Source organism: Stenotrophomonas sp. Iso1 (assembly GCF_027497995.1).
Taxonomy (GTDB): Bacteria; Pseudomonadota; Gammaproteobacteria; order Xanthomonadales; family Xanthomonadaceae; genus Stenotrophomonas.
On sequence record NZ_JAODBT010000001.1, the window covers coordinates 384,777 to 408,964 of the forward strand.

At 63.3% G+C, this 24,188-nt stretch carries 24 protein-coding genes and 1 tRNA gene; 17 read left to right on the forward strand and 8 right to left on the reverse strand.

Features of this window, described 5'->3' with window-relative positions; translation table 11 throughout:
- Positions 1-256 precede the first annotated feature (256 nt).
- Positions 257-844: a hypothetical protein gene (locus tag PAN08_RS01485; protein WP_269789785.1), complete on the reverse strand. Its 588-nt coding sequence runs from the start codon at positions 842-844 to the stop codon at positions 257-259.
- Positions 845-1,055: 211 nt separating this feature from the next.
- On the opposite strand from PAN08_RS01485, the gene PAN08_RS01490 reads away from it, so the two are divergent.
- Positions 1,056-2,018 (forward strand): pyridoxal-phosphate dependent enzyme, encoded by a 963-nt coding sequence (locus PAN08_RS01490; protein WP_269789786.1) that lies wholly within the window; start codon positions 1,056-1,058, stop codon positions 2,016-2,018.
- Positions 2,003-2,620 (forward strand): YdcF family protein, encoded by a 618-nt coding sequence (locus tag PAN08_RS01495; protein WP_269789787.1) that lies wholly within the window; start codon positions 2,003-2,005, stop codon positions 2,618-2,620. The genes PAN08_RS01490 and PAN08_RS01495 overlap by 16 nt, the downstream gene beginning before the upstream one ends.
- Positions 2,621-2,712: 92 nt before the next feature.
- Here the strand turns inward: PAN08_RS01495 and bioC are convergent, their stop codons facing one another.
- The 4 genes from bioC to bioB all read right to left on the reverse strand — a co-directional run bounded on the left by bioC (position 2,713) and on the right by bioB (position 6,796).
- On the reverse strand, positions 2,713-3,600 hold the full coding sequence (bioC, locus tag PAN08_RS01500) for a malonyl-ACP O-methyltransferase BioC (RefSeq protein WP_269789788.1): 888 nt from the start codon (positions 3,598-3,600) through the stop codon (positions 2,713-2,715).
- 84 nt (positions 3,601-3,684) lie between these two features.
- Positions 3,685-4,452 carry a pimeloyl-ACP methyl ester esterase BioH gene (gene bioH / locus PAN08_RS01505; protein WP_269789789.1) on the reverse strand — a complete coding sequence of 256 codons (768 nt, stop codon included), beginning with the start codon at positions 4,450-4,452 and terminating at the stop codon, positions 3,685-3,687.
- A 16-nt stretch (positions 4,453-4,468) separates the two neighbouring features.
- Positions 4,469-5,680 carry an 8-amino-7-oxononanoate synthase gene (bioF, locus tag PAN08_RS01510; protein WP_269789790.1) on the reverse strand — a complete coding sequence of 404 codons (1,212 nt, stop codon included), beginning with the start codon at positions 5,678-5,680 and terminating at the stop codon, positions 4,469-4,471.
- A gap of 87 nt (positions 5,681-5,767) precedes the next feature.
- Positions 5,768-6,796, reverse strand: a complete 1,029-nt coding sequence (gene bioB, locus PAN08_RS01515) for a biotin synthase BioB (RefSeq protein ID WP_269789791.1) — start codon at positions 6,794-6,796, stop codon at positions 5,768-5,770.
- A 106-nt stretch (positions 6,797-6,902) separates the two neighbouring features.
- Between bioB and PAN08_RS01520 the strand changes: the two genes are divergently transcribed.
- Together PAN08_RS01520 and PAN08_RS01525 are read left to right on the forward strand one after the other, a co-directional pair.
- Positions 6,903-7,571, forward strand: coding sequence for a ComF family protein (locus tag PAN08_RS01520; protein ID WP_269789792.1), 669 nt, complete (start codon positions 6,903-6,905; stop codon positions 7,569-7,571).
- Between the two features lie 78 nt (positions 7,572-7,649).
- Positions 7,650-8,222, forward strand: coding sequence for a DUF308 domain-containing protein (locus PAN08_RS01525; RefSeq protein WP_269789793.1), 573 nt, complete (start codon positions 7,650-7,652; stop codon positions 8,220-8,222).
- A gap of 54 nt (positions 8,223-8,276) precedes the next feature.
- Here the strand turns inward: PAN08_RS01525 and ubiA are convergent, their stop codons facing one another.
- A complete protein-coding gene (gene ubiA, locus PAN08_RS01530) occupies positions 8,277-9,170 on the reverse strand; it encodes a 4-hydroxybenzoate octaprenyltransferase (RefSeq protein ID WP_269789794.1) in 894 nt (297 codons plus the stop codon).
- A gap of 128 nt (positions 9,171-9,298) precedes the next feature.
- Here ubiA and PAN08_RS01535 point away from each other — a divergent pair.
- From PAN08_RS01535 to PAN08_RS01565, 7 genes are all read left to right on the forward strand, one after another.
- Positions 9,299-9,375, forward strand: a tRNA-Arg gene (locus PAN08_RS01535).
- A 1,553-nt stretch (positions 9,376-10,928) separates the two neighbouring features.
- On the forward strand, positions 10,929-11,429 hold the full coding sequence (locus tag PAN08_RS01540) for a DUF4334 domain-containing protein (RefSeq protein WP_269789795.1): 501 nt from the start codon (positions 10,929-10,931) through the stop codon (positions 11,427-11,429).
- Between the two features lie 281 nt (positions 11,430-11,710).
- Entirely contained in the window at positions 11,711-12,817 is a 1,107-nt protein-coding gene (locus tag PAN08_RS01545) for an NAD(P)-dependent alcohol dehydrogenase (RefSeq protein ID WP_269789796.1), read from the forward strand.
- 186 nt (positions 12,818-13,003) lie between these two features.
- A complete protein-coding gene (gene rocF, locus PAN08_RS01550) occupies positions 13,004-13,924 on the forward strand; it encodes an arginase (RefSeq protein ID WP_269789797.1) in 921 nt (306 codons plus the stop codon).
- A gap of 143 nt (positions 13,925-14,067) precedes the next feature.
- The gene (locus tag PAN08_RS01555) at positions 14,068-14,220 is read left to right on the forward strand and encodes an entericidin A/B family lipoprotein (protein WP_269789798.1); all 153 of its coding nucleotides are present in this window, start codon (positions 14,068-14,070) and stop codon (positions 14,218-14,220) included.
- A 57-nt stretch (positions 14,221-14,277) separates the two neighbouring features.
- A complete protein-coding gene (locus tag PAN08_RS01560) occupies positions 14,278-14,412 on the forward strand; it encodes an entericidin A/B family lipoprotein (protein ID WP_269789799.1) in 135 nt (44 codons plus the stop codon).
- 185 nt (positions 14,413-14,597) lie between these two features.
- A complete protein-coding gene (locus tag PAN08_RS01565) occupies positions 14,598-14,819 on the forward strand; it encodes a CsbD family protein (protein ID WP_269789800.1) in 222 nt (73 codons plus the stop codon).
- 64 nt (positions 14,820-14,883) lie between these two features.
- Here PAN08_RS01565 and PAN08_RS01570 read toward each other — a convergent pair whose 3' ends face one another.
- Entirely contained in the window at positions 14,884-15,684 is an 801-nt protein-coding gene (locus PAN08_RS01570; RefSeq protein WP_269789801.1) for a hypothetical protein, read from the reverse strand.
- A gap of 109 nt (positions 15,685-15,793) precedes the next feature.
- Between PAN08_RS01570 and PAN08_RS01575 the strand changes: the two genes are divergently transcribed.
- From PAN08_RS01575 to PAN08_RS01590, 4 genes are all read left to right on the forward strand, one after another.
- Positions 15,794-17,095, forward strand: a complete 1,302-nt coding sequence (locus tag PAN08_RS01575; RefSeq protein WP_269789802.1) for a tryptophan--tRNA ligase — start codon at positions 15,794-15,796, stop codon at positions 17,093-17,095.
- A gap of 23 nt (positions 17,096-17,118) precedes the next feature.
- Positions 17,119-17,412, forward strand: a complete 294-nt coding sequence (locus tag PAN08_RS01580; protein WP_269789803.1) for a hypothetical protein — start codon at positions 17,119-17,121, stop codon at positions 17,410-17,412.
- Positions 17,413-17,495: 83 nt separating this feature from the next.
- Positions 17,496-18,428 (forward strand): MBL fold metallo-hydrolase, encoded by a 933-nt coding sequence (locus PAN08_RS01585; protein ID WP_269789804.1) that lies wholly within the window; start codon positions 17,496-17,498, stop codon positions 18,426-18,428.
- A gap of 336 nt (positions 18,429-18,764) precedes the next feature.
- Complete coding sequence (locus PAN08_RS01590) at positions 18,765-20,417, forward strand: M28 family metallopeptidase (protein WP_269789805.1); 1,653 nt, start codon at positions 18,765-18,767, stop codon at positions 20,415-20,417.
- A gap of 155 nt (positions 20,418-20,572) precedes the next feature.
- On the opposite strand, the gene PAN08_RS01595 is transcribed toward PAN08_RS01590, so the two are convergent.
- The gene (locus PAN08_RS01595) at positions 20,573-21,907 is read right to left on the reverse strand and encodes an MFS transporter (protein WP_269789806.1); all 1,335 of its coding nucleotides are present in this window, start codon (positions 21,905-21,907) and stop codon (positions 20,573-20,575) included.
- A gap of 340 nt (positions 21,908-22,247) precedes the next feature.
- Here PAN08_RS01595 and yedA point away from each other — a divergent pair, with 340 nt between their 5' ends.
- Both yedA and rarD read left to right on the forward strand, forming a co-directional pair.
- The gene (yedA, locus tag PAN08_RS01600; protein WP_269789807.1) at positions 22,248-23,147 is read left to right on the forward strand and encodes a drug/metabolite exporter YedA; all 900 of its coding nucleotides are present in this window, start codon (positions 22,248-22,250) and stop codon (positions 23,145-23,147) included.
- Positions 23,144-24,049 carry an EamA family transporter RarD gene (gene rarD, locus PAN08_RS01605; protein ID WP_269789808.1) on the forward strand — a complete coding sequence of 302 codons (906 nt, stop codon included), beginning with the start codon at positions 23,144-23,146 and terminating at the stop codon, positions 24,047-24,049. The genes yedA and rarD overlap by 4 nt, the downstream gene beginning before the upstream one ends.
- Positions 24,050-24,188: the final 139 nt, after the last annotated feature.

The following is a 24,188-nucleotide window of genomic DNA, read 5'->3' on the forward strand; positions in this document are numbered from 1 at the left end:
TAGTCGGGGGACTGCCGGCCCTGTTTCTTTATGGTCCGTCAGGATCTTGGCGATGTACAAAGACAAAGCCCCGGCCATGGCCGGGGCTTTGTCGTTTTAGGCGCCGATGTCCGACAGGGCCGGAACAGGGGGGATCCAGATTTTCTGGCGGACATCGACATTGAAGCGATGGGTGACGCCGGTTTAGGTCAGATTGCGACGTTGCCGGTCACTCGTGACGCCAAGAATGCCTGCATTTGTGCCAAATGCAACCCCTTTACCGTTCAAGTGTCCTGACGCGCTGGCCACTTCGGACTTGTGACGGCTGTCGGGCGGCGGCGGGGCGTTCCTGAATGGCGGGACGCGGTGCAGCCATGGCCTGCGGACGCGGCATGGCCCGCTGCATCGGCCTGTTGTCAGCCCGTGGCTGCGGCCGTTGCAGGCGATCCAGATCACGCCACGGCGATTTCCCGCCACCGCCGTTGTTGGCCGGCGGTGGACGCGGCGGACGGCCGTCACCATTGCCTGGACGCGGTGGCCTGCCACCTTCATTGCCCGGGCGTGGCGGTCGGTTGCCGTTGTGATTGTGACTATTGCCATGGCCCGGCGGTCGATGACCGTTGCCGTAATGCGGCGGCTGCGGACGGTAGTACGGCCGGTAAACCGGATAGCCATAGCTGCCGTAGCCGTAGTAGCCACTGCCGTACCCGTAGCCCGCTCCGGACGGATAGCCGTAGGGATAGTTGTATTGCGTGGACGGGGAGCCGTGGTAATAGCCGCCCGAGCTGCCGCCGACATAGTCGTACGTGGCGCAGCCGGACAGGCCCATCAACAGGCCGGCGGAAACAATCAGGCGCTTGATCATGTAAGTCCCCCCAGTGGGAATGACGCCAGCATCGGGCTGGCGCGTTGAATTGGCCCTTAATCCAGAGATGCTCCGCTGAATGCAGGCTGTGCCCTGCATTCCCGGCCACACCTGCCTGGGATGCCGCCGCCGCAACGGCTGCGGCAGGGCGGGGCCAGCAGTGCCTTTGTGGAGATGGCCCAACCCGGTGAGCCTACGCTAACCTTTCACCATGAATGAACTTCCCTTGCCCGGATTTGCCGAGGTACTGGCAGCAGCGGCACGTATCGCGCCCCACGCAACGGTCACCCCGGTGCTGCGCTCGCGTGAACTGGATGCGATGGCCGATGCCAGCCTGCACTTCAAAGCGGAGCACCTGCAGCGCGGTGGGGCGTTCAAGTTCCGGGGGGCCTGCAACGCGGTGTGGTCGCTGGATGCCGAACAGGCTGGCAATGGGGTGGTGACGCACTCATCAGGCAATCATGGCGCCGCATTGGCGCTGGCCGCACGCTCACGTGGCATCCCGTGCCATGTGGTGGTGCCCGAAGGCGCGGTTGCTACCAAGCTGGCCAATATCGTCCGCCACGGCGCCACGTTGTGGCGATGCGCGGCAAACCAGGCCGCCCGTGAGGCGGGATGCGCGCGCGTGCAGCAGGAAACCGGTGCAACCCTGGTGCATCCCTATGCCGATGCGCGGGTGATTGCCGGGCAGGGCACGGCAGCGCTGGAACTGATGCGCCAAGCAGGCGCCACGCTGGATGTACTGGTGGTGCCGGTGGGCGGGGGAGGGCTGGCCGCAGGTACGTTGTTGGCCGTGCGCCAGCTGCTGCCGGATTGCGAAGTAGTGCTGGCAGAACCCACGGGTGCGGCCGATACCGCACGTTCGCTGGCCGCAGGCGCGCGTCAGCTGGATTTCGTCCCCGACACGGTCTGCGATGGCCTGCGTGGTGCGCTGGGGTGGCCGAATTTCGCGCTGCTGCAGGGCAATGCCCAGGTCATTACCGTGGATGACACCGACACCGTGGCAGCGATGCGCTTGATCTGGCAGGTAATGAAGCAAATGGTGGAGCCGTCGTCGGCGATTGCCCTGGCCGCTGTGCTGGCCCAGCCCGAGCGTTTTGCCGGGCGCAATGTCGGGGTGGTGCTGTCCGGCGGTAATGTGGATCTGGATGCCTTGCCATGGGGGCAGGGATGAGTGGGCGGCGGCGGATCGGTTTGATGGGTTGGTTGTGGCGGTTGGGTGCGTTGTTGCTGCTGTGGCTGCTGGGCGTGGCGGCATGGATCATCTGGGTGGGCGACCGCGACCAGGCCGCGCCGGCGGACGCGATCATCGTGCTGGGTGCGGCGGCGTATGACGCCAAGCCATCACCGGTGTTTGAAGAGCGCATCCGTCATGGCTTGGATCTGTACCACCAGGGCTATGCGTCGAAGCTGATCTTCACCGGTGGTTTTGGTGGCTCGCGCGCGCGTTTTTCTGAATCGCAGGTGGCGCGTCGCTATGCACTCAAGCAGAAGGTGCCGGCGGCAGACATCCTGATCGAGACCAAATCACGCACCACGCGGCAGAACCTGGTCGAGGCCAAGCAGGTGATGGCGAAGAACAACCTGCACCGGGTGATCGTGGTCAGCGACCCGCTGCATATGGCGCGCGCGCTGCGGTTGTCCAAAGAGTTGAACATCGATGCGTTGGCATCGTCCACACCGAGCACACGCTTCCGCAGCTTCCACACGAGTTGGCGGTTCTTGTTGCAGGAAGTGTATTTCTTCCACCGCGACCTGTTCGTCAAAGGCGCTTGAGAGATCGGCGGGAGTGGGGAGCAGAGCAGCAGCACGCTTTCCCCTGCCTTTCTTTCACCTTCGGTGAAAGAAAGGGCGTGTTGCTCTAGTCCCTAATCCTGCATCTTCCGCCGGATTGGAATCGCCGATACCGGCACCGCAGCCACATCGTGGCCCTGCTCGCGGATGGGTGCGCCCGGCTCCGGCGCCCAGGCTTGGGCGTAGATGACTTCCCAGCTGCTGGGCAGCTTCCCGTCGGTGCGGCGCAATGGTTCGTAGGCGTCGCGTGCTGCGGCGAAGCGGCCGCGCCCGGTGAGGGTGTGGCGGCGGCTGCTCATGGCGTTGGTCGCGCCGATGGCCTTGAGCTCGCGCATCAATGCGGGCAGGTCGTCGTAGGTGAGCGTGAACAGGTCGCGGTCCAGCACCGGGTTGCGGAAGCCGGCCATCATCAGCGCATCACCAAACTGAGCGATCTGCACGAAGTTGCTGACATGGGCGGTGTCATCGGCCTGGGCGAACGCCTGGCGCAACTCCACCAGCGTGTCAGGGCCGAACGTGGAGCACACCAGTAGACCGCCGGGTTTGAGCACGCGACGGAAACCGGCAAACACGGCGGGCAGGTCTTCCACCCATTGCAGGCACAGGTTGCTGAAGATCACGTCCACGCTGTTGTCGGCCAGCGGCAGGGCGCGTGCATCGGCGCAGACGCGCGAAAACGGGCGCCACCAGCCAGCCTGTTTCTTGGCTTCGACCAACATGGGCATTGCCAGGTCCAGCGCGATCACCTGCGCCTTGGGCCAGCGCTTCTTCATCACGGCGGTCGAATACGCTGGGCCGCTGCCGATATCCAGCACCACGTGCGGCTGTTTTTCTTCCAGGTAGTCCAGCGATTCCAGCAGGCGTTTGGCCACTTCCTGCTGCAGTACGGCGGCGGCGTGGTAGCTGGAAGCGGCGCGTGAAAAGGCGCGGCGGACGTGCTTGGGATCGAACAGGGAAGGCATGGCGGTTACAACGCTGAGAGCGGAATTAGAGAGTGCGGCTGCGCGACATGATCGAGCATGTCGCGCCAACGGGCGTGCAACGCATCACGCGCAGCCCGCAACGAACTGTTGCAGCAGATTGGCGACGGCATCGGCGTGGCCAAGGAACGGCGCATGGCCGCCGCCTTCGATGGTGTGCGCGTGGTGCTGGCCAGCCGGCGCCAATGCGGCGGCCCTGTGCATGGTGCGCGCGGACACCAGCCGGTCGCGCTGGCCGCCTATCCACAGGCCGGGCTTTTGCAGGCCGGGCAGGGCGCCGCGCAGGTCGCTGCGTTCCAGCAGGGACAGGCCTTCGTGCAGGGCGCGCGGGGCCGGTTCGCCGCGTTCGACCAGCGACTCGCGCAGGGTGCGCAGCTCGCTGCGTGCGTGCTGCGAGCCCATCACATCCAGGGCGAGAAAACGCTCCAGCGTGCCGCGGTAATCCTGTTCGAGGTCGCGCCCGAACTGCTCAAACACCGACGGCTCGACCGCATCGGGCCAATCATCACCACGAACAAAACGCGGCGTGGCGGCGAGCATTGCCAGCCCGCGCACCTGCGGCAGCGTCGCCGCGGCGTGCAGCGCCACCAGCCCGCCCAGCGACCAGCCACACCACACGGCAGGCGGTGTGGCGGCGGCGATGGCGTTGACCAGGTAGGGCAGCCGCAGCGGTGTGCTGTCCTCGCGGCTGTGGCCGTGACCGGGCAGGTCGACGACATGCAGTTGGAACCGCGGCGCCAGCCGTTCAACCAGCGGCGCGAAGATGCCGCCATGTAATGCCCAGCCGTGGATCAGGACCAATGCCGGTCCGCTGCCGGTGACGTCGATATGCATGGGGACGACCGTCGGCTCAGGCGTTGACGGTGTTCAACGAGCGCTGGTACAGCACCACGTCGCGGGCGCGGGTGATGGCGTCGATCAACGCCTTGACCTGCTCGACGCTGTGCAGCGCCGACAACGTCACCCGCAACCTTGCCTTGCCTTCGGGCACCGTTGGTGGACGGATCGCGCTGACCAGGAAGCCGGATTGCTCCAACGTTGCCGACAACGCCATCACCGTCGATTCGTCGCCGCACAGCAGCGGCTGGATCGGCGTTTCTGAAGGCATCAATTCCAATCCCTGACGACGTGCGCCCTCGCGGAATGCGGCGATCAGCTCGGTGAGCTTTTCGCGACGCCAATGGTCGCGACGCGCCAGTTTCACCGCTGCCAGCGAAGCAGCTGCTTGAGCCGGCGGCAGGGCGGTGGTGTAGATGTAGGGACGTGCGGTTTCGGCCAGGTGCTGGATCAAGGCTTCATCACCCAACACCACCGCACCGTGGCCACCGAGCGCTTTGCCCAGCGTGGCCAGCTGCAGCGGTACTTCGTTTACGCCCAGGCCGGCGGCGGCAACGCAGCCACGGCCGTGTTCACCGACCACGCCCACGCCGTGAGCGTCGTCCACGTAGAACAACGCTTCTTGCATGCGTGCCACCAGCGCCAGCGAGCGCAGCGGGGCGATGTCGCCATCCATGCTGAAGACGCCATCCGTGATCAACATGGCCGCGCCTTCGGCGGTGTTCTTGAGCTGGCGCATGGCGCCTTCGCTGTCCAGATGCGGATAACGGCGGAGCCGGCAGCCGGCCAGGCGCGAGGCATCAAGCAGGCTGGCGTGGTTGAGCCGGTCCTGTACGCAGACGTCGGTTTCCTCACTCAGCAGCGCCTGCTGTACGGCCAGGTTGGCCATGAAGCCACTGTCGAACAACAAAGCGCGCGGATAACCGAGCCAGTCGGCCATCTCGCGTTCCAGTTGCTGGTGCAGGCTGTGATGGCCGCAGACCAGATGCGAGGAGGTACTGCCGGCGCCTTCACGCGAGGCGGCGTCCTGCAATGCGGCCACTACCTCGAACTGCTGCGACAGGCCCAGATAGTCATTGCTGCAGAAGCCGATCAGCGAGCGGCCGTCGATCTCCAGGCGCACGCCATCCCGCCGGCCAACCGTGCGCCGGGTACGGATGCGGCATTGGGCAAGCCGCAGCTTGCGCTGGTGCTGGATGCGTTCGTGGAGGTCAGGACGGGCCATGGCGGTGGTTCATGGTCAGGCGGCCGGCTAGCGTACCCGGTTGCCCGTCAGAATTCCTGCGACGGGGCCGGGGTGCCGGAGCGGCCATCAGGCGCTTTGAGCGCAGACCGGGGCGATGTCCAGATGCACGGTGCCGGGGTGGTCGTGGTCGTCGGCATCCACCGTCACGGCCATCGGCCGGATACCCAGGCGGGCGAACAGGGCCTGGTCGCGCTCGGTGTCCGGGTTGCCGGTGGTCAGTAGCTTTTCGCCATAAAAAATGGAGTTGGCGCCGGCCAGGAAACACAGCGCCTGCAGCTCGTCACTCATGCTTTCGCGGCCGGCCGACAGCCGCACCATCGACTGCGGCATGGCGATGCGGGCCACCGCGATCATCCGCACGAACTCGAACGGGTCCAGCTCGGCGCTGCCGTGCAGCGGGGTACCGGCCACCTGGACCAGGCGGTTGATCGGCACCGAATCCGGGTGTGCGGGCAGATTGGCCAGCGCCAGCAGCAGGCCGACGCGGTGGTCGCGGGTTTCGCCCATGCCGACGATGCCGCCGCAGCAGGTCTTCAGGCCGGCATTGCGCACGTGTTCCAGCGTGTTGAGCCGGTCCTGGTACTGACGGGTGTGGATGATGGAGTCGTAGTAATCCGGTGCGGTGTCCAGATTGTGGTTGTAGTAGTCCAGCCCGGCTTCCTTGAGCGCCTGCGCCTGGTGGCCTTCCAGCATGCCCAGGGTGGCGCAGGTCTCCAGACCCAGTGCCTTCACTTCCTGGATCATCGCCGCCACTTTGGGGATGTCACGGTCCTTGGGCGAGCGCCATGCCGCACCCATGCAGAAGCGCGAGGCGCCGGCCTGCTTGGCGGCGCGGGCGCGGGCAACCACGCTGTCGGTGTCCATCAGCTTCTGTGCGTCCACGCCGGTGTCATAGCGCTGTGCCTGCGGGCAGTACGCGCAGTCTTCCGGGCAACCCCCGGTCTTGACCGAGAGCAGGGTGGAGACCTGGACTTCTGCCGGATCGAAATGCAGCCGGTGCACGCTGGCGGCGCGGTGTAGCAGGTCGGGGAAGGGCAGATCGAACAAGGTCTGCAGCTCTTCGCGTTTCCAGTCGTGGCGGATGACAGCGGACATCGGTGTTACCTGACGGTTGGGACTACGGAAGCGGCGCAGTCTGGTGAGCATGGATGAAGCTGTCAACTCTTGTGGGTGCCAATTGGTTTACAGGGCGCGGGCGCAGATGTCGGCCTGGTTGTTTCCGCCGCGCTGTCTGGTCTGTGCCGAGCCGGGCGTCGCTGGCCGGGATCTGTGCGCTGCCTGCAACGCCGGCCTGCCTTGGCCCGTGGCCAGTTGCCGACGCTGTGCTCTGCCGCTTGCTGTAGCGGACGACGACCAGCGCTGCGGTGCCTGCCGGCAACGCGATTCGCCCTTGAATGAGGTGCGCGCGGCCTTTATCTATGCCGCGCCGGTGGACGGCCTGCTGCGCCGGTTCAAATTTCATCAGGATCTGGCGGCGGGGCGCCTGTTGGCTGGCTTGATGTGCACACGCTTGGCCGATGTCGAGCGCCCCGTGGCGTTGGTCCCGGTGCCCTTGCATGTGTCGCGGTTGCGTCAGCGTGGTTACGACCAGGCGCTGGAACTGGCGCGCCCCCTCTCACGCGGGCTGGGAGTGCCGCTGTGGCACGGCCTGCAACGCGTCCGGGCCACCGCACCGCAATCGGAGCTGGATGCCGCCGCACGTCACCGCAACCTGCGCTCCGCATTTGCGGTTCAGGCCCCGGTACCTGCGCACGTGGTGCTGGTGGATGACGTGATGACCACCGGCGCCACCTTGCATGCGGCCGCTACGACCCTGCGCAGCGCCGGGGTGGCGCGGGTGGATGCCTGGGTCTGCGCGCGCGTGCCTTGAGCACGCCATCGCCACATCGGCAGGGCTAGAGTTGCAGGATGGAAATGTTTTCAATGCAGAAACCAAGGAGTTAGTGACATGAGTGCATCCACAGGTTTCCCGTCAGGTTCGCTGTTCACCGCGCTGTCGCGCAATTGGTGGGTGGTGCTGCTGTTCGGGCTGTTTGCGGTGGTGTTTGGCGTGCTCGCAGTGATGGCGCCGGTACGCACGGCGGCCGTGCTGGCTTGGTGGCTGGGGGTGATGGCCGTCGTCGAGGGCGTGGTGGTGCTGGTCGCCGCGATCAAGGGTTCGGCGCCGGTATCACGCGGATGGGCGGTGTTCTATGCGCTGGTATCCATCGCGTTCGGCGTGCTGGCCATTCTCAATCCGCTGGCCACCGCGAGCGTCCTGCTGCTGTTCCTGGCGGCATGGCTGGTGGTGGCGGGCATCTACCGCATCGTGTTCGCCATCCGCGTGCGCAAGCAGATTGAAGGCGAGTGGCTGTTGATCGTCAGCGGCCTGCTGGCCGTGGCCCTGGGCGTGATGTTTGCGCTCAACCCGTTGTCGGGGCTGGTGGTGACGTCGTTGTGGATCGGCGTACTGGCCTTGGTCTACGGTGTGCTGCAGATTGTTGTCGCGTTCCGCCTGCGCTCATTGGGCAAAGCGGCCTGACGCTGGCTCACAAGGGACAACCCAACAGCCCGCCGAAAAGCGGGCTGTTTCGTATCAGGGGAGGTATTGGCTGGCGACGATGCCGGCAAACAACACCGCGCCGACCCAGTTGTTGTGCAGGAAGGCCTTGAAGCAGGGCTCACGCTCGCGGTTGCGACATAGCCAGAACTCATAGACCACCATCACCAGCGCCACGGCCATGCTCGCCCAATAGGCCATGCCCAGTTCGGCGCGCTGCCCCACCAGGGCCATCGCGCCAAAGAACAGTGCATAGAGGATGCCCTGGATCACCAGGTCCAGATCGCCGAACAGGATGGCGGTGGAATGCGAGCCTATCTTCAAGTCATCGTCGCGGTCGACCATGGCGTACCAGGTGTCGTAGGCGGTGGACCACAGGATGTTGGCGCCATAGAGCACCCAGCCCAGCGGGGGCACCTCGCCCTGCACCGCAGCGAACGCCATCGGAATACCCCAGCCGAACGCCATGCCCAGATAAACCTGTGGCAGGTGCGTGTAGCGCTTCAGGTAGGGATAGCTGGCAGCCAGAAACACACCGATGAAGCTCAGGCCGATGGTCAGCGCGTTCATGGTCAGCACCAGTGCGAACGCCACCAGCATCAGCCCGGCGAACAGCGCCAACGCTTCGCGCCCGGAGACCGCACCGGTGGCCAGCGGCCGCTCCTTGGTCCGTTTGACGTGCGGGTCCAGCCAGCGGTCGGCGTAATCGTTGATCACGCACCCGGCCGAGCGGGTCAGCCAGACGCCGGCGGTGAACACGAACAGCGTCCACAGCGGCGGCATGCCGTCAGCGGCCAGCCACAGCGCCCACCAGGTGGGCCACAGCAGCAGCAAGGTGCCGATCGGGCGATCGGCACGCATCAGTTTCCAGTAGTGCGCGAACCGCGAGGACGTGCTGGCGGTGGGCGGGGAGTGGGGGAGACGGCTCATGGGTGCAAAGGTTACCAGCTGCACCCGGGCAGCCCTCCCATACGCGGCTTTCCGAAAGTGGGGGAAGACCTGCGCGCGCTTTGCCGCTAGAATGCGCGTCCGTCTGGCAATGCCAGCCGGTTTTCACTGCGCTCGTAGCTCAGCCGGATAGAGTAGTGGCTTCCGAAGCCATTGGTCGGGGGTTCGAATCCCTCCGGGCGCACCAGATTCAAGTCCGGGCATGTCCCAGGATGTCCAAAAACCCCAGAGAAATCTGGGATTTTTGCTTTTCCGGTGTCCGCTCGGATCTGGGGTAGTCCATTGCACTCTGAGGCCTTTCGGGGGGCAATTTTGGGGGCATCCCGATCAATCAAAACCCTAGATGTCCCCCATGGCTCTGACCGATATCCAAATACGTAACGCCAAGCTCATGGATAAGCCTTAGCGGCTGGATGCAGGCAGAGCGGGGCGTTCGCGCGCTGGAGAAGGCCGAGGGCCATGCGCTGGCCGAGATTGGAGCAAAGCATGAAGAACGATCGGGAAGTTGCCGAGGCCGTCTCTGCTGTTGTTGCGGACCTGCGTATTGGCAACCCCCAGCTGTGCCGGCAGTGGGGAGCGCGTGAAACGAACCGCGTGTCCGAATCCGCAGCGGGTGTCGCCGAACGTTATGCGCTCGCCGAACTACGAATAAAGGATCAGGGCGATCATGCCGTTTCTTCGGTGTTATCGCCCGCGCTGGGCGCCCCCGACGCGGCAGGTGGACGCGCTTGCGCTCAAATTGCATTGCCGCAAAGCAGTCTCCGAGTGTCGATGTCACGCGCTGGACTCCCCGGCGACCGGTATGGCCGTTCAAAGCAAAGTCAGCCCCCCGCAGGGAGGGCTGACTGCAATGCTTATGGCGCTGGGCAGGCCTCTGCACGACAGTTCGCATAGTTCTGGTAGCACTGTGCCTCGCTCATCGCGCCCTTTGTAAGGCATCGATTGAGGCTCACCTCACACATGGAGCATGGAGTGACCTGTGCGGAGGCAAGGCCGGATGCAGCAACAAGCAGGAACAGCACGGTCTTCAAGGTCTTCTTGATCATCACGTCAGTCCTTTGTTTGCCCGGGAACGGGCAGCTCAGACGCTACACATGGGCTAGGTGTCCTTCAATTTGCACTGCCGCAATCAGTGAGGGTGGGAGAAGGGTCGAGAGCTGCGCGTGAGGTTGAGTCGATGAAACGCAGCAGGAGCGATGGGTACCTTGCCCTTGGCCATCGACAATGTTGCAGGCCATGAAATGCGAACTGCGAACTGCTGGCCTTCCGCGATTGCCACGGATGCTGTTCGGCTCGATTTAGGTACCAGTCGGTGCGTCTACCTTGCAGTCGCGCACGCGTATGGCGCGTCCTTGATGCAGCCATCTGAATAGCCGTCGAAATCAAATCGCTGAATTTGATAAACAGGTAATTCCAGCGGAATTGCTGTCGAATCGTAGTTTTTTACGTCGCGCTGGATGAGTGTTCATTCATACGAAAAAAGACTGGATTGTCTGAATGTTCGTCTTGGACTCGGAGGGGGCGATAGGCCGAAGCTTCGGGCCACGAGCTAGTCTGGCCCTGCGTTGCTTGACGATGGGCTGCTTGCTCAGGATGAGGACGCGTCGAAGATCGGCACAGTCCAACTTCCGGGCAGTTTCAGGGCCAGGTGCGGCTCTCGGGTGGGTGGTTCGCGATCGTTGGAAGCCAGCGGCTCAATCCAGCGATCTACACCAATGGCCAATGATTTCCGGAGAAGCTATGAGCGCTAAAGACACGTTCAATCAACTGAAGGACAAAGAGCTGCTCAGTGACGAAGAGCTGCTGGCGTTCTTTGATTCACTTCCCGCTGTCTCGATAGAGCAGGCGCTGGGCCGCTGGAAAGGCGGTGACTTCAATACGGGGCACTGGGGGAACTCAGCGCTCAAGGAAATGAAGTGGTTTGGAAAGTGGTATCGCAGCAAGCTGGATGCTGTTCCGTTGGTCTGCTACGACGAGCACGGACGCTTGTTTTCGAGCAAGGCAATGAAGGGCGAAGCATCGCTGTGGGAGGTGGGTTTCCGTGGCAAGAGCTCGACCACCATGATCTACGACGGCGTTCCGGTCTTTGATCACTTGCGGAAAGTGGATGATCAAACCCTGCTCGGCGTGATGGACGGAAAGTCGTTCGATGGATTCCCCGACATCGTTGACAACGGTAAGTACTACTTCTTCTACCTCGAGCATGTGGACAGCTTTCCTGCGGAGTATGTCGAGGGCTGATCCAGCGCGACAACGGCAATGAGTCGCAGCAGTGAAGTGATTGAAGCGGAGGGTTGTCTGCTGCTGCAGGCAACTCTTCTGCGTTACTGCCTGCTTTGACCGCCGCACATGGCATTGGTGCTTGCTGTCTTCAACCACCTTCAATCAGTTGATCAATCCAGCGGGAACATTGAGATGAGTTTCGTACCAGATTTCGAGAGATTGAACTCGGCCGACCGCCTGCAACCGGAAGTTGTTTCCCGATTTATGACCGCGCTTGTAGCCGTTTTTTGGAGGGCAGCATGAAAGTTGAAGCAGCCGTTGCGCGATCGCCTGAAGCGGGATTCTCGCTTGAGGTACTTGACCTGGGAGAGCCGGGCGATGATGAGATTCTGGTCCGGATTGTGGCTGTGGGCGTATGCCACACGGATCTGGTCGCCAAGAATCAATCGTTGCCTTTCCCGTTGCCTGCAGTGCTCGGACACGAGGGTGCCGGCATCGTGGAACGTGTTGGGTCTCGGGTAACCAAGGTGGTTCCCGGTGACCATGTTGTCCTCACCTTTGCCTCTTGCGGGAAGTGCTTGAACTGTCAGCGAGGAAGCCCGGGACGCTGCCGGGAATTTATGATCCGCAATTTTTCTGGGCAGTGTTGTCCCCTGCATGCACATGACGGGGAGCGCGTCAGTGGCGGCTTCTTCGGGCAGTCGTCGTTTGCGAGCCATTCGCTCACCAACGAGCGCAATGTCGTCAAAGTTTCGAAGGCGGTTCCGTTGGAAACGCTCGCTCCGCTCGGATGCGGAATTCAGACCGGGGCAGGGACGGTGCTGAACAGCTTGCGTCCGCATGCTGGCAGCAGCATTGCCATTTTTGGCGCTGGCGCAGTTGGCCTCTCCGCGATGCTTGCGGCTATCGTTGCAGGCTGCACTCGGATCATCGTGGCGGACGTGAAGCCGGAGCGTCTGGAACTGGCTAAGCGCCTGGGCGCCACGGATGTCATCAACAGCGCGCAGGAGAATCCAGTTGAACGCGTGCGTCTGCTCACCGATGGCGAAGGGGCAGATTATGCGGTTGAGTGCTCAGGCATTCCGAGTGTGATGCGCCAGGCCATTGATGCGATTGCTGTACATGGTGCTTGCGCGCTGGTGGGCGCAGCGCCGGCGGGCGCCACCGTCAACGTGGACATTGGCAGCCTGGTCGCTGGCCGCACGATCATGGGTGTCATTGAGGGCGACAGCATTCCCGACATCTTTATTCCGCAACTGATTGAGCTCTGGCAGCAAGGGCGCTTTCCATTCGATCAGTTGTTGGAGTTCTATGACTTCGGTGACATCAACAACGCGGTTGAAGATTCAGAGCGGGGGAAGGTGGTGAAGCCCGTTCTGCGGTTCAGTCGAGCCGGGGATGGATAACGCCTTGAGAGAGGGAAGCCCGGATATAGAGGTTCCCATGTGTTGCCTCGGGCAATGAAGAGGGGGCCGCCCTGTGGCGGCCTCTGCAATGCCCTCTGCCCCATTCAGTAACGACTTCCTGCTGCGCTGCCGCGAGTTGTTTCAGCCCTTGCTGGCTAAACTACTTTCAATTGCAACGGAGGTGGTATGGCCGGTTTTCGTCCTGTTTCATTGATTGGTGTGCCGACTGACATAGGCGCGGGCCACCGGGGCGCCAGCCTCGGCCCGGAAGCGCTGCGTGTTGCCGGTTTGCCCGAGGCATTGGTCGCGCGTGGCGTGGATGTGCGCGACATCGGCAACCTGGCGGGGCCGCGTAACCCGTGGACCGGGCCAGTACAGGGTTACCGCCATCTGGATGAAGTGGTGGCGTGGAACCACGCGCTGATGGAAGCCACCTATGCTGAGCTGACTGATGGGCGCATGCCGATCATGCTCGGTGGCGACCACTGCCTGGGAATCGGTTCGATCACCGCCGTGGCGCGCTGGTGCCGTGAGCAGGGCAAACAGTTGCGGGTGCTGTGGCTGGATGCGCACTCGGATTTCAATACCTCTGATGTCACGCCCTCGGGCAACATCCACGGCATGCCAGTGGCCTGCCTGTGTGGTCTGGGCCCGGATGTGCTGACCCGACTCGGTGGCAGTGCCCCGGCGATCTCACCCAGCCAGGTGCATCAGATCGGCATCCGCTCGGTGGACCCGGAAGAGAAGCGGCTGATCAAGCATCATCAGGTGGATGTCTACGACATGCGCCATATCGACGAGGCCGGCATGAAGCGCACCATGGAGGCGGCGCTGGAAGGCATTGATGCCAACACGCACCTGCATGTCAGCTTCGACGTGGATTTCCTCGATCCCAGCATTGCTCCGGGTGTTGGCACTACCGTGCCGGGGGGGGTGAATTACCGCGAAGCGCAGCTGGTGATGGAGATGATTGCCGACACCGGTTTGATGGGCTCGCTGGACATTGTTGAGCTGAACCCGCTGCTGGACCACCAGAACCGCACGGCCGAGCTGGCGGTTGACCTGGTGGAGAGCTTGTTCGGCAAATCCACCCTGATGCGGGATTGACGTCGCGGCCACTTGGCTGAACGCCAGTGGCCGGTATTCACACGCGCTGCACACCACAGTCGCCAGATTCGTCTTCACACGCGGCACGCAGGTTTCGGTTTCTCCGGGGTCTGCGGTTGCCAAGCGAAGAAGGGAGACGCCTGATGAAGCGAGTATTGATGTTGGCCCTGCTGGGCATGTTCTCTGTGGGGATGCTCAGCGGTTGCAATACCGTTGCCGGTGCGGGCAAAGACATGCAGAAGGCCGGCGAGAAGGTTGAAGACAAGGCAAAAGACTGCAACGACGGCAAGTGCTGATGATCGCCGTGGCTCCGCCGGGGCCACGTTACTCGTGAACCACCACAGGAGAAAAACATGAAGCGTTTGGTTTCCTTGATGTTGCTGTCGCTGTTCTCAATTGCCGTGTTGTCGGGCTGCAACACCATTGCCGGTGCCGGTAAGGATGTACAGAAGGCCGGTGAGAAAGTGGAGGGTGCCGCCAAGAAGTAACGCGTTCCTGGCGGAATCAAGAAAAGGGCCGGCATTGCCGGCCTTTTTCGTTCCTGACGGTATGAACCTGAAGCTGTGTTCAAGATCGTCAGTGCCCTGCAACGAATTCTGGACCCTATGGCAACACCGACAGGGGCACGCTGGTCCCACGCGGATTTACCGCGTTTCCCCCAAGGAGAAGACTGATGAACAAAGACATCATTTCCGGCAAGTGGAGCCAGTTGAAGGGCAAGGCGCAGGCCAAGTGGGGCGATCTGACCGACGACGACTTCAAGGTTGCCGAGGGCAACGCGGAATACCTTTCCGGACGTCTGCAGGAACGGTATGGCTGGGCCAAGGATCGCGCTGAAAGCGAGGTGCGCGAATTCCAGAAAGACCTGAGCAAGGACTACCCGGATCACCACTGAGCGCGCGTGATGTAAGCGCATGAACAATGGGCCGCAGCGATGCGGCCCATTGTCTTTCTGCGGATCAGCGGCCGCGTGGCGGATCGGGGACGAAACCGCCGGGGAATGCCTGCGGCTGCCGGCTGCTGCCGGGGCGCAGGCGCGGGATCACGCCCATTGCCAGCAACCGCGAACGCGTGTCGTAGCGCAGCTCGCTGACTTGTGCTGGTGTGCGGCTGGCGCGTTCAAAGCGGGTGGAAGACGACTGCGACCACTCGCGCTCGCCATGGCCGGTGCCCAACTGCTGGCGGCTTTCCGCCTTGCCGTAGGCCGATGTCGCATCCGCAGCGCGGTTGCTGGCGCTGGACTCAGCTTGCGGCGCGGCACGCGGCATGGGGTAGGGCGCCGGCATCGGGCGCACGTCGTATACCGGGCGGTGCAGCTCGTTGAACACCGCAACACCGATCACCCCGACATTGGCCGGGCGCCCGGTGCGGCTGGCGTAGCTGTCGCCGTGGTCGGTGAACACGAACTGCGCCACCTCGGCATTGGATTTGCGCCAACCGGTGATCTCGCTGCTCTGCCACGGTTCCAGCACGTAGCCGGATTGCTCGGGCGAGGCGGTCTGGCCAGTGATGGCGTTGACGCCGTCCACCGACAGCACCACCAGCACGCGCTCGCCGCTACGGTTTTCCATGCGCACGCTGTAGCGGTGGCCTGGTGCGCCGGCTACCCAGCGCTGGCCACGGTGCGGGTAGGCATCGAGGTCCTCGCCGGCATCGCGGTCAATGAGGGACAACGCCACCGGGCCCTGCATGGGCGGTGGCACGGGGCGGAACCCGCACAGGGCGAGAACCAACAACACACTGGCTGAAATGCGGTACATGGCAGGCTCCTGCGTGAGGGACGAGACGATGAACGGCCAAGCGCGGGAAGCGGGGTTGAGCCATGGCGGTTACACTGGCCCGGTTAATCCGTCCGTCACAATTGCGTACATGACTACCCGCGTCCTTACCGGCATCACCCCCTCCGGCACACCCCACCTGGGCAACTACGTCGGCGCCATCCGCCCGGCCATTGCCGCCAGCCGTGCTGCGGATATCGAGAGTTTCTTCTTCCTGGCCGACCTGCACAGCCTGATCAAGTCACAGGAGCCCGAGCGCACCCAGCGTTCGACCCTGGAGATCGCAGCCAGTTGGCTGGCCTGCGGCCTGGACCCGGAGACGGTGTGGTTCTACCGCCAGAGCGACATCCCGGAGACCACCGAGCTGATGTGGTTCCTGACCGCGGTGGCCAGCAAGGGCATCCTCAACCGCGCCCACGCCTACAAGGCGGCGGTGGACAAAAACCGCGAGGAACAGCTGGACGACGATGCAGGCGTTACCGCCGGCCTGTTCATGTACCCGGTGCTGATGGCAGCGGACATCCTGATCTTCAATGCCAACAAGGTGCCGGTGGGTCGTGACCAGATCCAGCACATCGAGATGGCGCGCGATTTCGCGCAGCGCTTCAACCATGTTTACGGCAAGGAATACTTTGCCCTGCCGGAAGTGGTCATCGACGAACAGGTGGCCACCCTGGCCGGCCTGGACGGCCGCAAGATGAGCAAGAGCTACAGCAACACCATTCCGTTGTTCGTCCCGCGCGACGAGCTGAAGAAGCTGGTGTTCTCCATCCTCACCGACTCGCGCCTGCCCGGCGAGCCGAAGGAGACCGAGGGCTCGCCGCTGTTCCAGATGTACCAGGCGTTCGCCACGCCGGAGCAGACCGCCGCCTTCGCCAAGGCGTTCGCTGACGGCATCAGCTGGGGCGATGCCAAGCAGCAGTTGTTCGAGCGCATCGATGCCGAACTGTCGCCGCTGCGCGAACGCTACAACGCGCTGATGGCCGAGCCGGAGAAGATCGAGGCGATCCTGCGCAAGCGCGGCCAGCAGCTGCGTGAGCAGTTCGCCATTCCGCTGCTGAAGGAACTGCGCCATGCGGTGGGCCTGCGTGATCTGTCTGCCGCAGGCGACACGCCCAAGGGCGAAGCCGTTGCCAAGGCAGCGTTGCCGCTGTTCAAGCAATACCGTGAAAAAGACGGCCGCTTCTACTTCAAGCTACTCGATGGTGAAGGCGAATTGCTGATCCAGAGTGAGGGTTTTGATTCGCCGCGCGATGCCGGCCAGCTGATCGCCGTGATCAAGCAGGCCGAGCAGGGCGATGCGCTGCAGAGCGAGCTGTTCAAGATCGAAGGCGAGATGGAGCCGGTGCTGGCTGCGTTGCAGGCACTGCGCGAGGCTGCCGCCAAGGATTGATTGCTACCCGAAGGAGCACGTCGATGGCCTGGTTGTCGTTGTTGTTGTTTCTTCCGTGGTTTGGCGTGATGGGCGCGTTGTACTGGTGGTTTCCACGCCAGCCTCGACACCGTGCCCGCACGCTGTTCGATACGGTCATGCTGGTGCTGGCCTTGCTGGTCAGCATTGGCTTGATGCACTGGGGCTACCGCGTGGGTGCGGCCGAAGTGGCCGCTGGGCTGTGGAAGCAGATCATGGCGGTGCTGTACGCCTATGGTGGCTTTCTGGCGGTAATGGTGCTGGCCCTGCTGCTGCGCCCGCGCGTGCTGCAGTACTGACGCCACGCATCTGCGACCAAGGTGCAATGTAAGCCCGGCGGTGTGGCTGGCAGGATCGAAGGCCGCCCGTGAAGGAGTTCCCGATGTCCGTTGACCATGGCATCCATACCATCGATACCGCGTTCCAACGCGATCATTTCGATGCGGCCTACCTCATCGTGCAGGACGGGCGCGGCGCCTTTGTCGATTGCGGCACCAGTCACTCGCTGCCGAATCTGTTGGCTTGCGTGCAGCGGGCTGGCCTGCAACCGGCCGATGTTGATTGGCTGATCGTCACCCACGTGCACCTGGACCACGCGGGTGGTGCCGGTGCGTTGATGCAGCACTTGCCCAACGCCAGGCTGGTGGTGCACCCGCGCGGCGCGCAGCACATGATCGACCCGACGCGGCTGATTGCCGGCGCTACCGCTGTTTACGGTGAGGCGGAAATCGCGCGCAGTTACGGGCAGATCGTGCCGGTGCCAGCCGAGCGTGTGGTGGTGGCCGATGACGGGCATTGCGTCTTGCTGGCCGGGCGTGAGCTGCTGTGCATCGACACGCCGGGACATGCGCGTCATCACTTCTGTGTATGGGATCAAGCCAGCCGCAGCTGGTTCACGGGCGACACGTTTGGGTTGTCGTATCGCGAACTGGACGGTGATGCCGGCGCCTTCATCATTCCGACGTCCTCGCCGGTGCAGTTCGAGCCCGAAGCTCTGCACGCTTCCATCGATCGTTTGATGGCGCGCAACCCGCAGGCGATGTACCTCACCCATTACGGGCGCGTGGAAGGTACTGCACGCTTGGCCGGCGACCTGCACGAACAGATCGACGCGATGGTGGCCATCGCCCGCCAATGCGCGGATCTTCCGGAGCGGCATCGCGTCCTGGTGGAAGCACTGAGCGCCTTGTATGTGGCGCGTGCCCGCAAGCACGACCGCACGCTGGCCGATGCTGAAGTGTTGAGGGCGTTGGACATGGACATCGAACTCAACGCGCAAGGCCTGGCGTGCTGGCTGGACCGCGACAAGCGGTGAGGTTCTGCGCCTTGCTTACAGCTGCGTAGGTTGAGATGTCAGTCGGGTCTGCGCTGCAGCGGGTGCTGGCGCTTTACCTCTCCCTTTTGCGCGGCGAAGGGGGACGGGCAGCTGAACTTGCTCAGGATCGCCGCTTCACCGCCGTCATCACTTTTGCGACGCGGGCAGCGTCGGCGGGGATGAATTCCCTGCGGTTGGTGTGATCGGCAAAAAGGGAATGCTGCCATTTCATCCCGGCCTGCACGCTGCCGTTCCGCACGTCTGATTCACTCTTTCCCGCCTTTCCTCCGTAGAATCTGCAGCTCTGCCTGCTTGTTGGTATCTGCCGTGAACCCGATGCGCATCTTGTTGCTTTCGTCCTGCCTGTTTGTCGGCGGCATCGCCAATGCGGCCAATGATCTTCCCGGTGGCGGCATCGATCCGGAAGCGTTGTCGCGGCATGTGCGCATCCTTGCTTCCGATGAGTTCGAGGGGCGAGCGCCAGCGAGCAATGGTGAGCAGCGCACCGTGGATTACCTGATCGAAGAGTTCGGCAAGGCGGGTCTGCAGCCAGGTGGCAAGGACGGCAGCTGGGTGCAGGAAGTGCCGCTGGTGCGCGCGACGGTGAATGGCGAGGTCGCTGCCAGTTTGTCGCTGGGAGGCAAGCCGCAGCCGCTGACCAACGGCGAGGATGTGACGCTGCAAAGCCTGAGCCCACTGGGTGTGGTCGACCTGAAGGATGTGCCGCTGGTGTTCATCGGTTACGGCATCTCCGCACCGGAGCGTCATTGGGACGATTACAAGGGCGTGGACCTGGCCGGCAAGATCGCCGTGGTGCTGATCAACGACGCCGACTTTGAAGCCGATGCCCCGGGCGCGTTTGATGGCAAGGCTGTGACCTATTACGGACGCTGGACCTACAAGTTCGAGGAAGCCGCGCGGCGCGGTGCCGAAGGCGTGTTGATCGTGCACGAGACAGCCGGGGCCGCATATCCGTGGGCAACGGTGAAGGCGTCGGGCACCTCGGCACTGTTTGATATTGAACGCAGCCAGGAAGAAGCGCTGGCTGCACACACGCCGGTACGCGGCTGGATGCAGCGTGCACTGGCTGAGCGCATCTTCAGTGCGGCTGGGCTGGATTTTGAAGCAGAAAAGCGCAAAGCCATGAAGGCCGATTTCCGTCCGGTGGAACTGGGCGATGCGCGTTTGTCGACGAGTTTCCGGGTCAACCGCGAGCGCGTGGTGACCCGCAACGTGGTCGCCAAACTGGAAGGCACAACGCATCCGCAGGAGTCGGTGATCTTCTCCGCGCATTGGGATGCGTTTGGTATTGGCGAGCCGGATGCCAGCGGCCAGACGGTGCGCCACGGTGCCATCGACAACGCCACCGGCATTGCTTCGGTGCTGGAGCTGGGCCGCGTGTTTGCCGCGGGCCCACGCCCGCAGCGCAGCCTGTACTTCCTGGCACTCACTGCCGAAGAAAAGGGCCTGCTCGGTGCCAGCTACTACGCCGCGCATCCGCTGGCGCCGCTGGAGACAACGGCGGCGGTGTTGAACATCGAAATGTTCAGCCCGGACGGCGAAACCGCCGATATCGCGACCTGGGGCAAGGGCCGCGTGTCGTTGGAAAATGATGTGGACCGCGTGGCCAAGGCGCGCGGCCGCCGTTGGTCGCCGGATCCGAATCTGGAAGCTGGCTTCTTCTACCGTGCTGATCACTTTGCCTTTGCGCGCAAGGGTGTGCCGGCGATTACGGTCGGTGCGGGTCTGGATAAACGGGAGGGTGGCGTGGCTGCGGGCCGCGCGCTGCGTGATGCCTATTTTGCCAAGTGCTATCACCAGGCCTGCGATGCATGGTCGCCGCAGTGGGATGCGCGCGGATTGGCGGCTGACACACTGCTGGTTTACGACCTGGGCCTGGAGTTGGCCAATGGCCGGCAGTGGCCGCAATGGGACAAGGGTGCGGAGTTTGAAGCTGCCCGCGAAGCCAGCGACGCGGCACGGCGCTGAGCGTTGTAGGCGCGTGCTGGGTGTAATGCCAGCAGCGCGTCGCGATCAATGGCTTTTTGTTCGTCATTCCCGTCCATGCGGGAATGACGAACAGAAAAGAGGCCTGCATTAAAACAAAAGCTCCCCAACCGCGCTGCCCAACCGTGCGGTTTGCGCTATTGGCGCGTTCCATCCAGCCAGTTCGGTCCCTTGTTCTTCAGGAAGAACACGTAGACCACCAGCGACACCGCGATCACTGCGGTGACATAGAGCGCGAACGTGTTGACGTGGCCCGTCTTCAGCGCGGCCTGGTACAGCAATGGTGCAGTGCCGCCGAAGAGTGAGTTGGCCAACGCATAGCCAAAGCCGACGCCCAGCGCACGCACATGCGTGGGAAACAACTCGGCCTTCACCACCGCGTTGATCGACGTATAACCGGTGAGGATGACGAAGCCCACCGCCAGAATCAGGAAGGCCATCAGCGCGTCGTGCTGCTTGGGCAGCGCGGTCACCATGTAGCCGGTGTAGAGCACACCGCCGATGCCGAAGAACACCAGCAGGCTCTTGCGGCCGACGATGTCCGACAGCCAGCCGCCGAGCGGCTGCAACACCATCAGGAAAGTCAGTACGCCGAGGTTGATCAGCGTGCCGGTCATCACGTCATCCCCGGCGAAAGCACTTTGGATCATCTTCGGCCCGTTGACCGAATACGTGTAGAACGCCACCGTGCCGCCGGCGGTGATCAGGAAGCACAACAGCAGCGGACGCCATTGGTGGACGAACAGTTCGTACATCGAACCCGATGCCTTGGCCCGCCCTTCCTTGGCCGCCTCGATGGAGGACGCCTGTAGTGATTCGTCCATGCTCTGGCGCAGCCAGAACACCACCAGCGCTGCAATGCCGCCGATACCGAAGGCGATGCGCCAGCCCCAGGTGGAGATCTCGGGCTTGTCCCAGAAGCTGAGCATCGCCAGCAAGGTCAGCTGTGCCAGTACATGGCCGCCAACCAGGGTGACGTAGTGGAACGAGGACAGAAAGCCGCGCCGGCCGGGAATGGCGGCCTCGGACATGTAGGTGGCGCTGGTGCCGTATTCGCCGCCGGTAGCGAAGCCCTGCAGCAGACGCGCCAGCAACAGGATGATCGCAGCCCAGATGCCGATCTGCGAGGCCGTGGGCGTGATGGCGATCAGGAATGAGCAGCCGGCCATCATCGACACCGATACCGTCAGAGCCCGGCGCCGCCCGAAGCGGTCGGCGAAGCGGCCGAAATACCACGCACCGATCGGGCGCATCAAAAACGTGGCCGCGAAAATCGCCCACACATACATCGTGGAGTTTTTGTCAGCGGCCGAGAAGAACTGCGATTCAAAGTAGAGCGCGAATACCGAATAGACGTAGACGTCGTACCACTCAACCAGATTGCCGGCCGAGCCCTTCAGCGTGTTGGAGATGGAACGGCGCAGCGCGTCGCGTTCGGGATGTGCCGATGTGGCGGCGGGGGAAGTGCTCATGCGAAGGGGTTTCCTGGCAGGGAAGTGGGAACATGCACGCCTTGCCGGCACCATCCGGCCGCCGGTTCTGTGGTTCACCGTACTCCCACCGGGAGTTAGGCGATGTAATGACTTTGTAGGGGGTACGCGGGGCTGAGGGCGGCCATGGCTGCGTCCTCGGCACGATCCCCCGCTGCGGGCAAGCGCAGGACTCCACTCCTATCAGCCCCAACGCGGCCCACGTGGACGCGACGTTGTTCGGTCATGGATGCCAAGCGAAAACAGCATGCCGTTTTCCGTACTGATAACCCGTGGCTCACTGGCCTAGAATTCGCGTTCCCCTGATGGCGGTGTCTGCCCCATGTCTTCCCCCCAACTTTCGCCGGCTGCTCCCAAGAGCGGCCTTGTCGTACTGGCCTTGTTCCTGGTCTACGTGGTCTGGGGGTCCACCTACCTGGGTATTCATCTGGCGCTGGAAAGCGGCCTGCCACCGCTGTCGGTGATCTCCGGCACGCGCTTTGTGGTCGCCGGTGGTGTGTTGTACGGGTTCCTGCGCTGGCGCGGCATGCCTGCACCCACGCGTGTGCAATGGCCAACGCTGGCGGTGATGGGCCTGTGCCTGTTGTTCTTCGGCAACGGCATGGTGGTGATGGCCGAGCGGGATGTGTCCTCAGGGCTCGCCGCGGTAGCAGTGGCTTCGGTGCCGCTGTGGATGGCGCTGTTTTCCGCCTTCCGTGGTGACAAGGTGACGCGCGGTGAGTGGTTGGGTATCGGCATCGGCTTCATTGGCGTGGTGTGGCTCAATGCCGGCAGCAGCCTGACCGCGACGCCGAAGGGTTTGGTGTTTCTGCTGATTGCACCACTGGGTTGGGCTGCCGGTTCTATCTGGTCGCGCGGGCGTGATCTGCCATCGCCGTTCATGACCGCTGCCGGGCAGATGCTGTGTGGTGGCGCGATTCTGGTGGCCGTCGGCCTGCTGCGCGGCGAACGCATTGACGGTTGGCCGGGCATGCAGGGCGTGTTGTCGGTGGGCTATCTGACCGTGTTCGGTTCCATCGTCGCCTTCACCGCCTATGTGTGGCTGCTGCAGAACGTGCGGCCGGTGCTGGCTGGCAGCTACGCCTACGTGAACCCTGTGATCGCCGTGGCGCTGGGCACATGGATCGCAAATGAGCATTTCAGCAAGTCGGATATCGGAGCGATGGCGGTCATTCTGGTCGGCGTCGTGGTCATCACCCTGGCACGGATACGTCGCGCATGAATCCCGCTACCGAACACCGCAACGGTCTGCTCGCCGCCACATTGGCATTCGTCATGTGGGGGCTGTTTCCGCTGTACTGGCATCTGCTGGCTGAAGTGCCGTCATCGCAGATCATCGCCCACCGCATCGTGTGGAGCGCGGTACTGCTGATCGGTGGACTGGCGATTGCACGCGGCTGGGGTTGGCTACGTGAGGTTTGGCTCACGCCGCGCCGGTTCTGGTTGCTGGGTTTGTCGAGCCTGCTGATCAGTGCCAACTGGAGTCTGTACATCTGGGCCGTGAATGCCGGCCATGTGATCGAGACCAGCCTGGGCTACTTCATCAACCCGTTGTTGAGCGTGGTGCTGGGCGTGGTGGTGCTGAGCGAACGGTTGGGCAAACTGCAATGGCTGGCGGTCGGGTTGGCCGCGCTGGGCGTGGCCTGGTTGACCTGGCAGAGCGGTCGCCCGCCGTGGATCGCCATTGGCCTGTCGATCACCTTTGGCCTGTATGGCCTGCTGCGTAAGCTGGTGGCGGTGGAAGCAGTGACGGGCCTGGGCGTGGAAAGCCTGTTCATGGTGCTGCCGGCGCTGGCGTATGTGCTGTGGGCCGAAAGCGGCCACGGCGGCGGTTTCATTTCCGGCTGGGGCTGGGGCAATGATGTGTTGTTGGTGCTGGCCGGTGTGGTCAGTGCGGTGCCATTGATCGCGTTCGCCTACGGCGTGCGGCGGATACCGTTATCAGTGGTCGGTTTGCTGCAGTACATCGGTCCGACGCTGCAGTTCCTGGTCGGTGTATTGATCCTGCGTGAGCCGTTTGATCATGCACAGCTGGTGGGCTTTGGTTTCATCTGGGCCGGCTTGCTGGTGTTTGCGATTGCCGGCGTGCGTGCGGCGCGGAATGCACGGGCCACGCGTAGCTGAGTGCAACCAAAAACGCGCAACCTTCCCCGTCCTGATGCGGCCGGGAAGGACGAAGCAGTTGTTGCTGACGACGGACAGATCGCGTGAACCTGCTCGCTGTCTGGTGCCCTGCGCTTTACCGCTAACGTCGCCTGCAACG

What these genes read in the sequence shown, in the direction of transcription:
- PAN08_RS01540 (WP_269789795.1), top strand. Translation starts at nt 10,929, where the DNA reads ATGAGCGCTAAAGACACGTTCAATCAACTGAAGGACAAAGAGCTGCTC.
- PAN08_RS01555 (WP_269789798.1), top strand. Translation starts at nt 14,068, where the DNA reads ATGAAGCGAGTATTGATGTTGGCCCTGCTGGGCATGTTCTCTGTGGGG.
- ubiA (WP_269789794.1), bottom strand. Translation starts at nt 9,170, where the DNA reads ATGAGCCGTCTCCCCCACTCCCCGCCCACCGCCAGCACGTCCTCGCGG.
- PAN08_RS01525 (WP_269789793.1), top strand. Translation starts at nt 7,650, where the DNA reads ATGAGTGCATCCACAGGTTTCCCGTCAGGTTCGCTGTTCACCGCGCTG.
- PAN08_RS01545 (WP_269789796.1), top strand. Translation starts at nt 11,711, where the DNA reads ATGAAAGTTGAAGCAGCCGTTGCGCGATCGCCTGAAGCGGGATTCTCG.
- bioC (WP_269789788.1), bottom strand. Translation starts at nt 3,600, where the DNA reads ATGCCTTCCCTGTTCGATCCCAAGCACGTCCGCCGCGCCTTTTCACGC.
- yedA (WP_269789807.1), top strand. Translation starts at nt 22,248, where the DNA reads ATGTCTTCCCCCCAACTTTCGCCGGCTGCTCCCAAGAGCGGCCTTGTC.
- bioH (WP_269789789.1), bottom strand. Translation starts at nt 4,452, where the DNA reads ATGCATATCGACGTCACCGGCAGCGGACCGGCATTGGTCCTGATCCAC.
- PAN08_RS01595 (WP_269789806.1), bottom strand. Translation starts at nt 21,907, where the DNA reads ATGAGCACTTCCCCCGCCGCCACATCGGCACATCCCGAACGCGACGCG.
- PAN08_RS01565 (WP_269789800.1), top strand. Translation starts at nt 14,598, where the DNA reads ATGAACAAAGACATCATTTCCGGCAAGTGGAGCCAGTTGAAGGGCAAG.
- PAN08_RS01580 (WP_269789803.1), top strand. Translation starts at nt 17,119, where the DNA reads ATGGCCTGGTTGTCGTTGTTGTTGTTTCTTCCGTGGTTTGGCGTGATG.
- PAN08_RS01560 (WP_269789799.1), top strand. Translation starts at nt 14,278, where the DNA reads ATGAAGCGTTTGGTTTCCTTGATGTTGCTGTCGCTGTTCTCAATTGCC.
- PAN08_RS01495 (WP_269789787.1), top strand. Translation starts at nt 2,003, where the DNA reads ATGGGGGCAGGGATGAGTGGGCGGCGGCGGATCGGTTTGATGGGTTGG.
- bioB (WP_269789791.1), bottom strand. Translation starts at nt 6,796, where the DNA reads ATGTCCGCTGTCATCCGCCACGACTGGAAACGCGAAGAGCTGCAGACC.
- PAN08_RS01570 (WP_269789801.1), bottom strand. Translation starts at nt 15,684, where the DNA reads ATGTACCGCATTTCAGCCAGTGTGTTGTTGGTTCTCGCCCTGTGCGGG.
- PAN08_RS01490 (WP_269789786.1), top strand. Translation starts at nt 1,056, where the DNA reads ATGAATGAACTTCCCTTGCCCGGATTTGCCGAGGTACTGGCAGCAGCG.
- PAN08_RS01520 (WP_269789792.1), top strand. Translation starts at nt 6,903, where the DNA reads ATGTCGGCCTGGTTGTTTCCGCCGCGCTGTCTGGTCTGTGCCGAGCCG.
- PAN08_RS01590 (WP_269789805.1), top strand. Translation starts at nt 18,765, where the DNA reads ATGCGCATCTTGTTGCTTTCGTCCTGCCTGTTTGTCGGCGGCATCGCC.
- rocF (WP_269789797.1), top strand. Translation starts at nt 13,004, where the DNA reads ATGGCCGGTTTTCGTCCTGTTTCATTGATTGGTGTGCCGACTGACATA.
- PAN08_RS01575 (WP_269789802.1), top strand. Translation starts at nt 15,794, where the DNA reads ATGACTACCCGCGTCCTTACCGGCATCACCCCCTCCGGCACACCCCAC.
- rarD (WP_269789808.1), top strand. Translation starts at nt 23,144, where the DNA reads ATGAATCCCGCTACCGAACACCGCAACGGTCTGCTCGCCGCCACATTG.
- PAN08_RS01485 (WP_269789785.1), bottom strand. Translation starts at nt 844, where the DNA reads ATGATCAAGCGCCTGATTGTTTCCGCCGGCCTGTTGATGGGCCTGTCC.
- bioF (WP_269789790.1), bottom strand. Translation starts at nt 5,680, where the DNA reads ATGGCCCGTCCTGACCTCCACGAACGCATCCAGCACCAGCGCAAGCTG.
- PAN08_RS01585 (WP_269789804.1), top strand. Translation starts at nt 17,496, where the DNA reads ATGTCCGTTGACCATGGCATCCATACCATCGATACCGCGTTCCAACGC.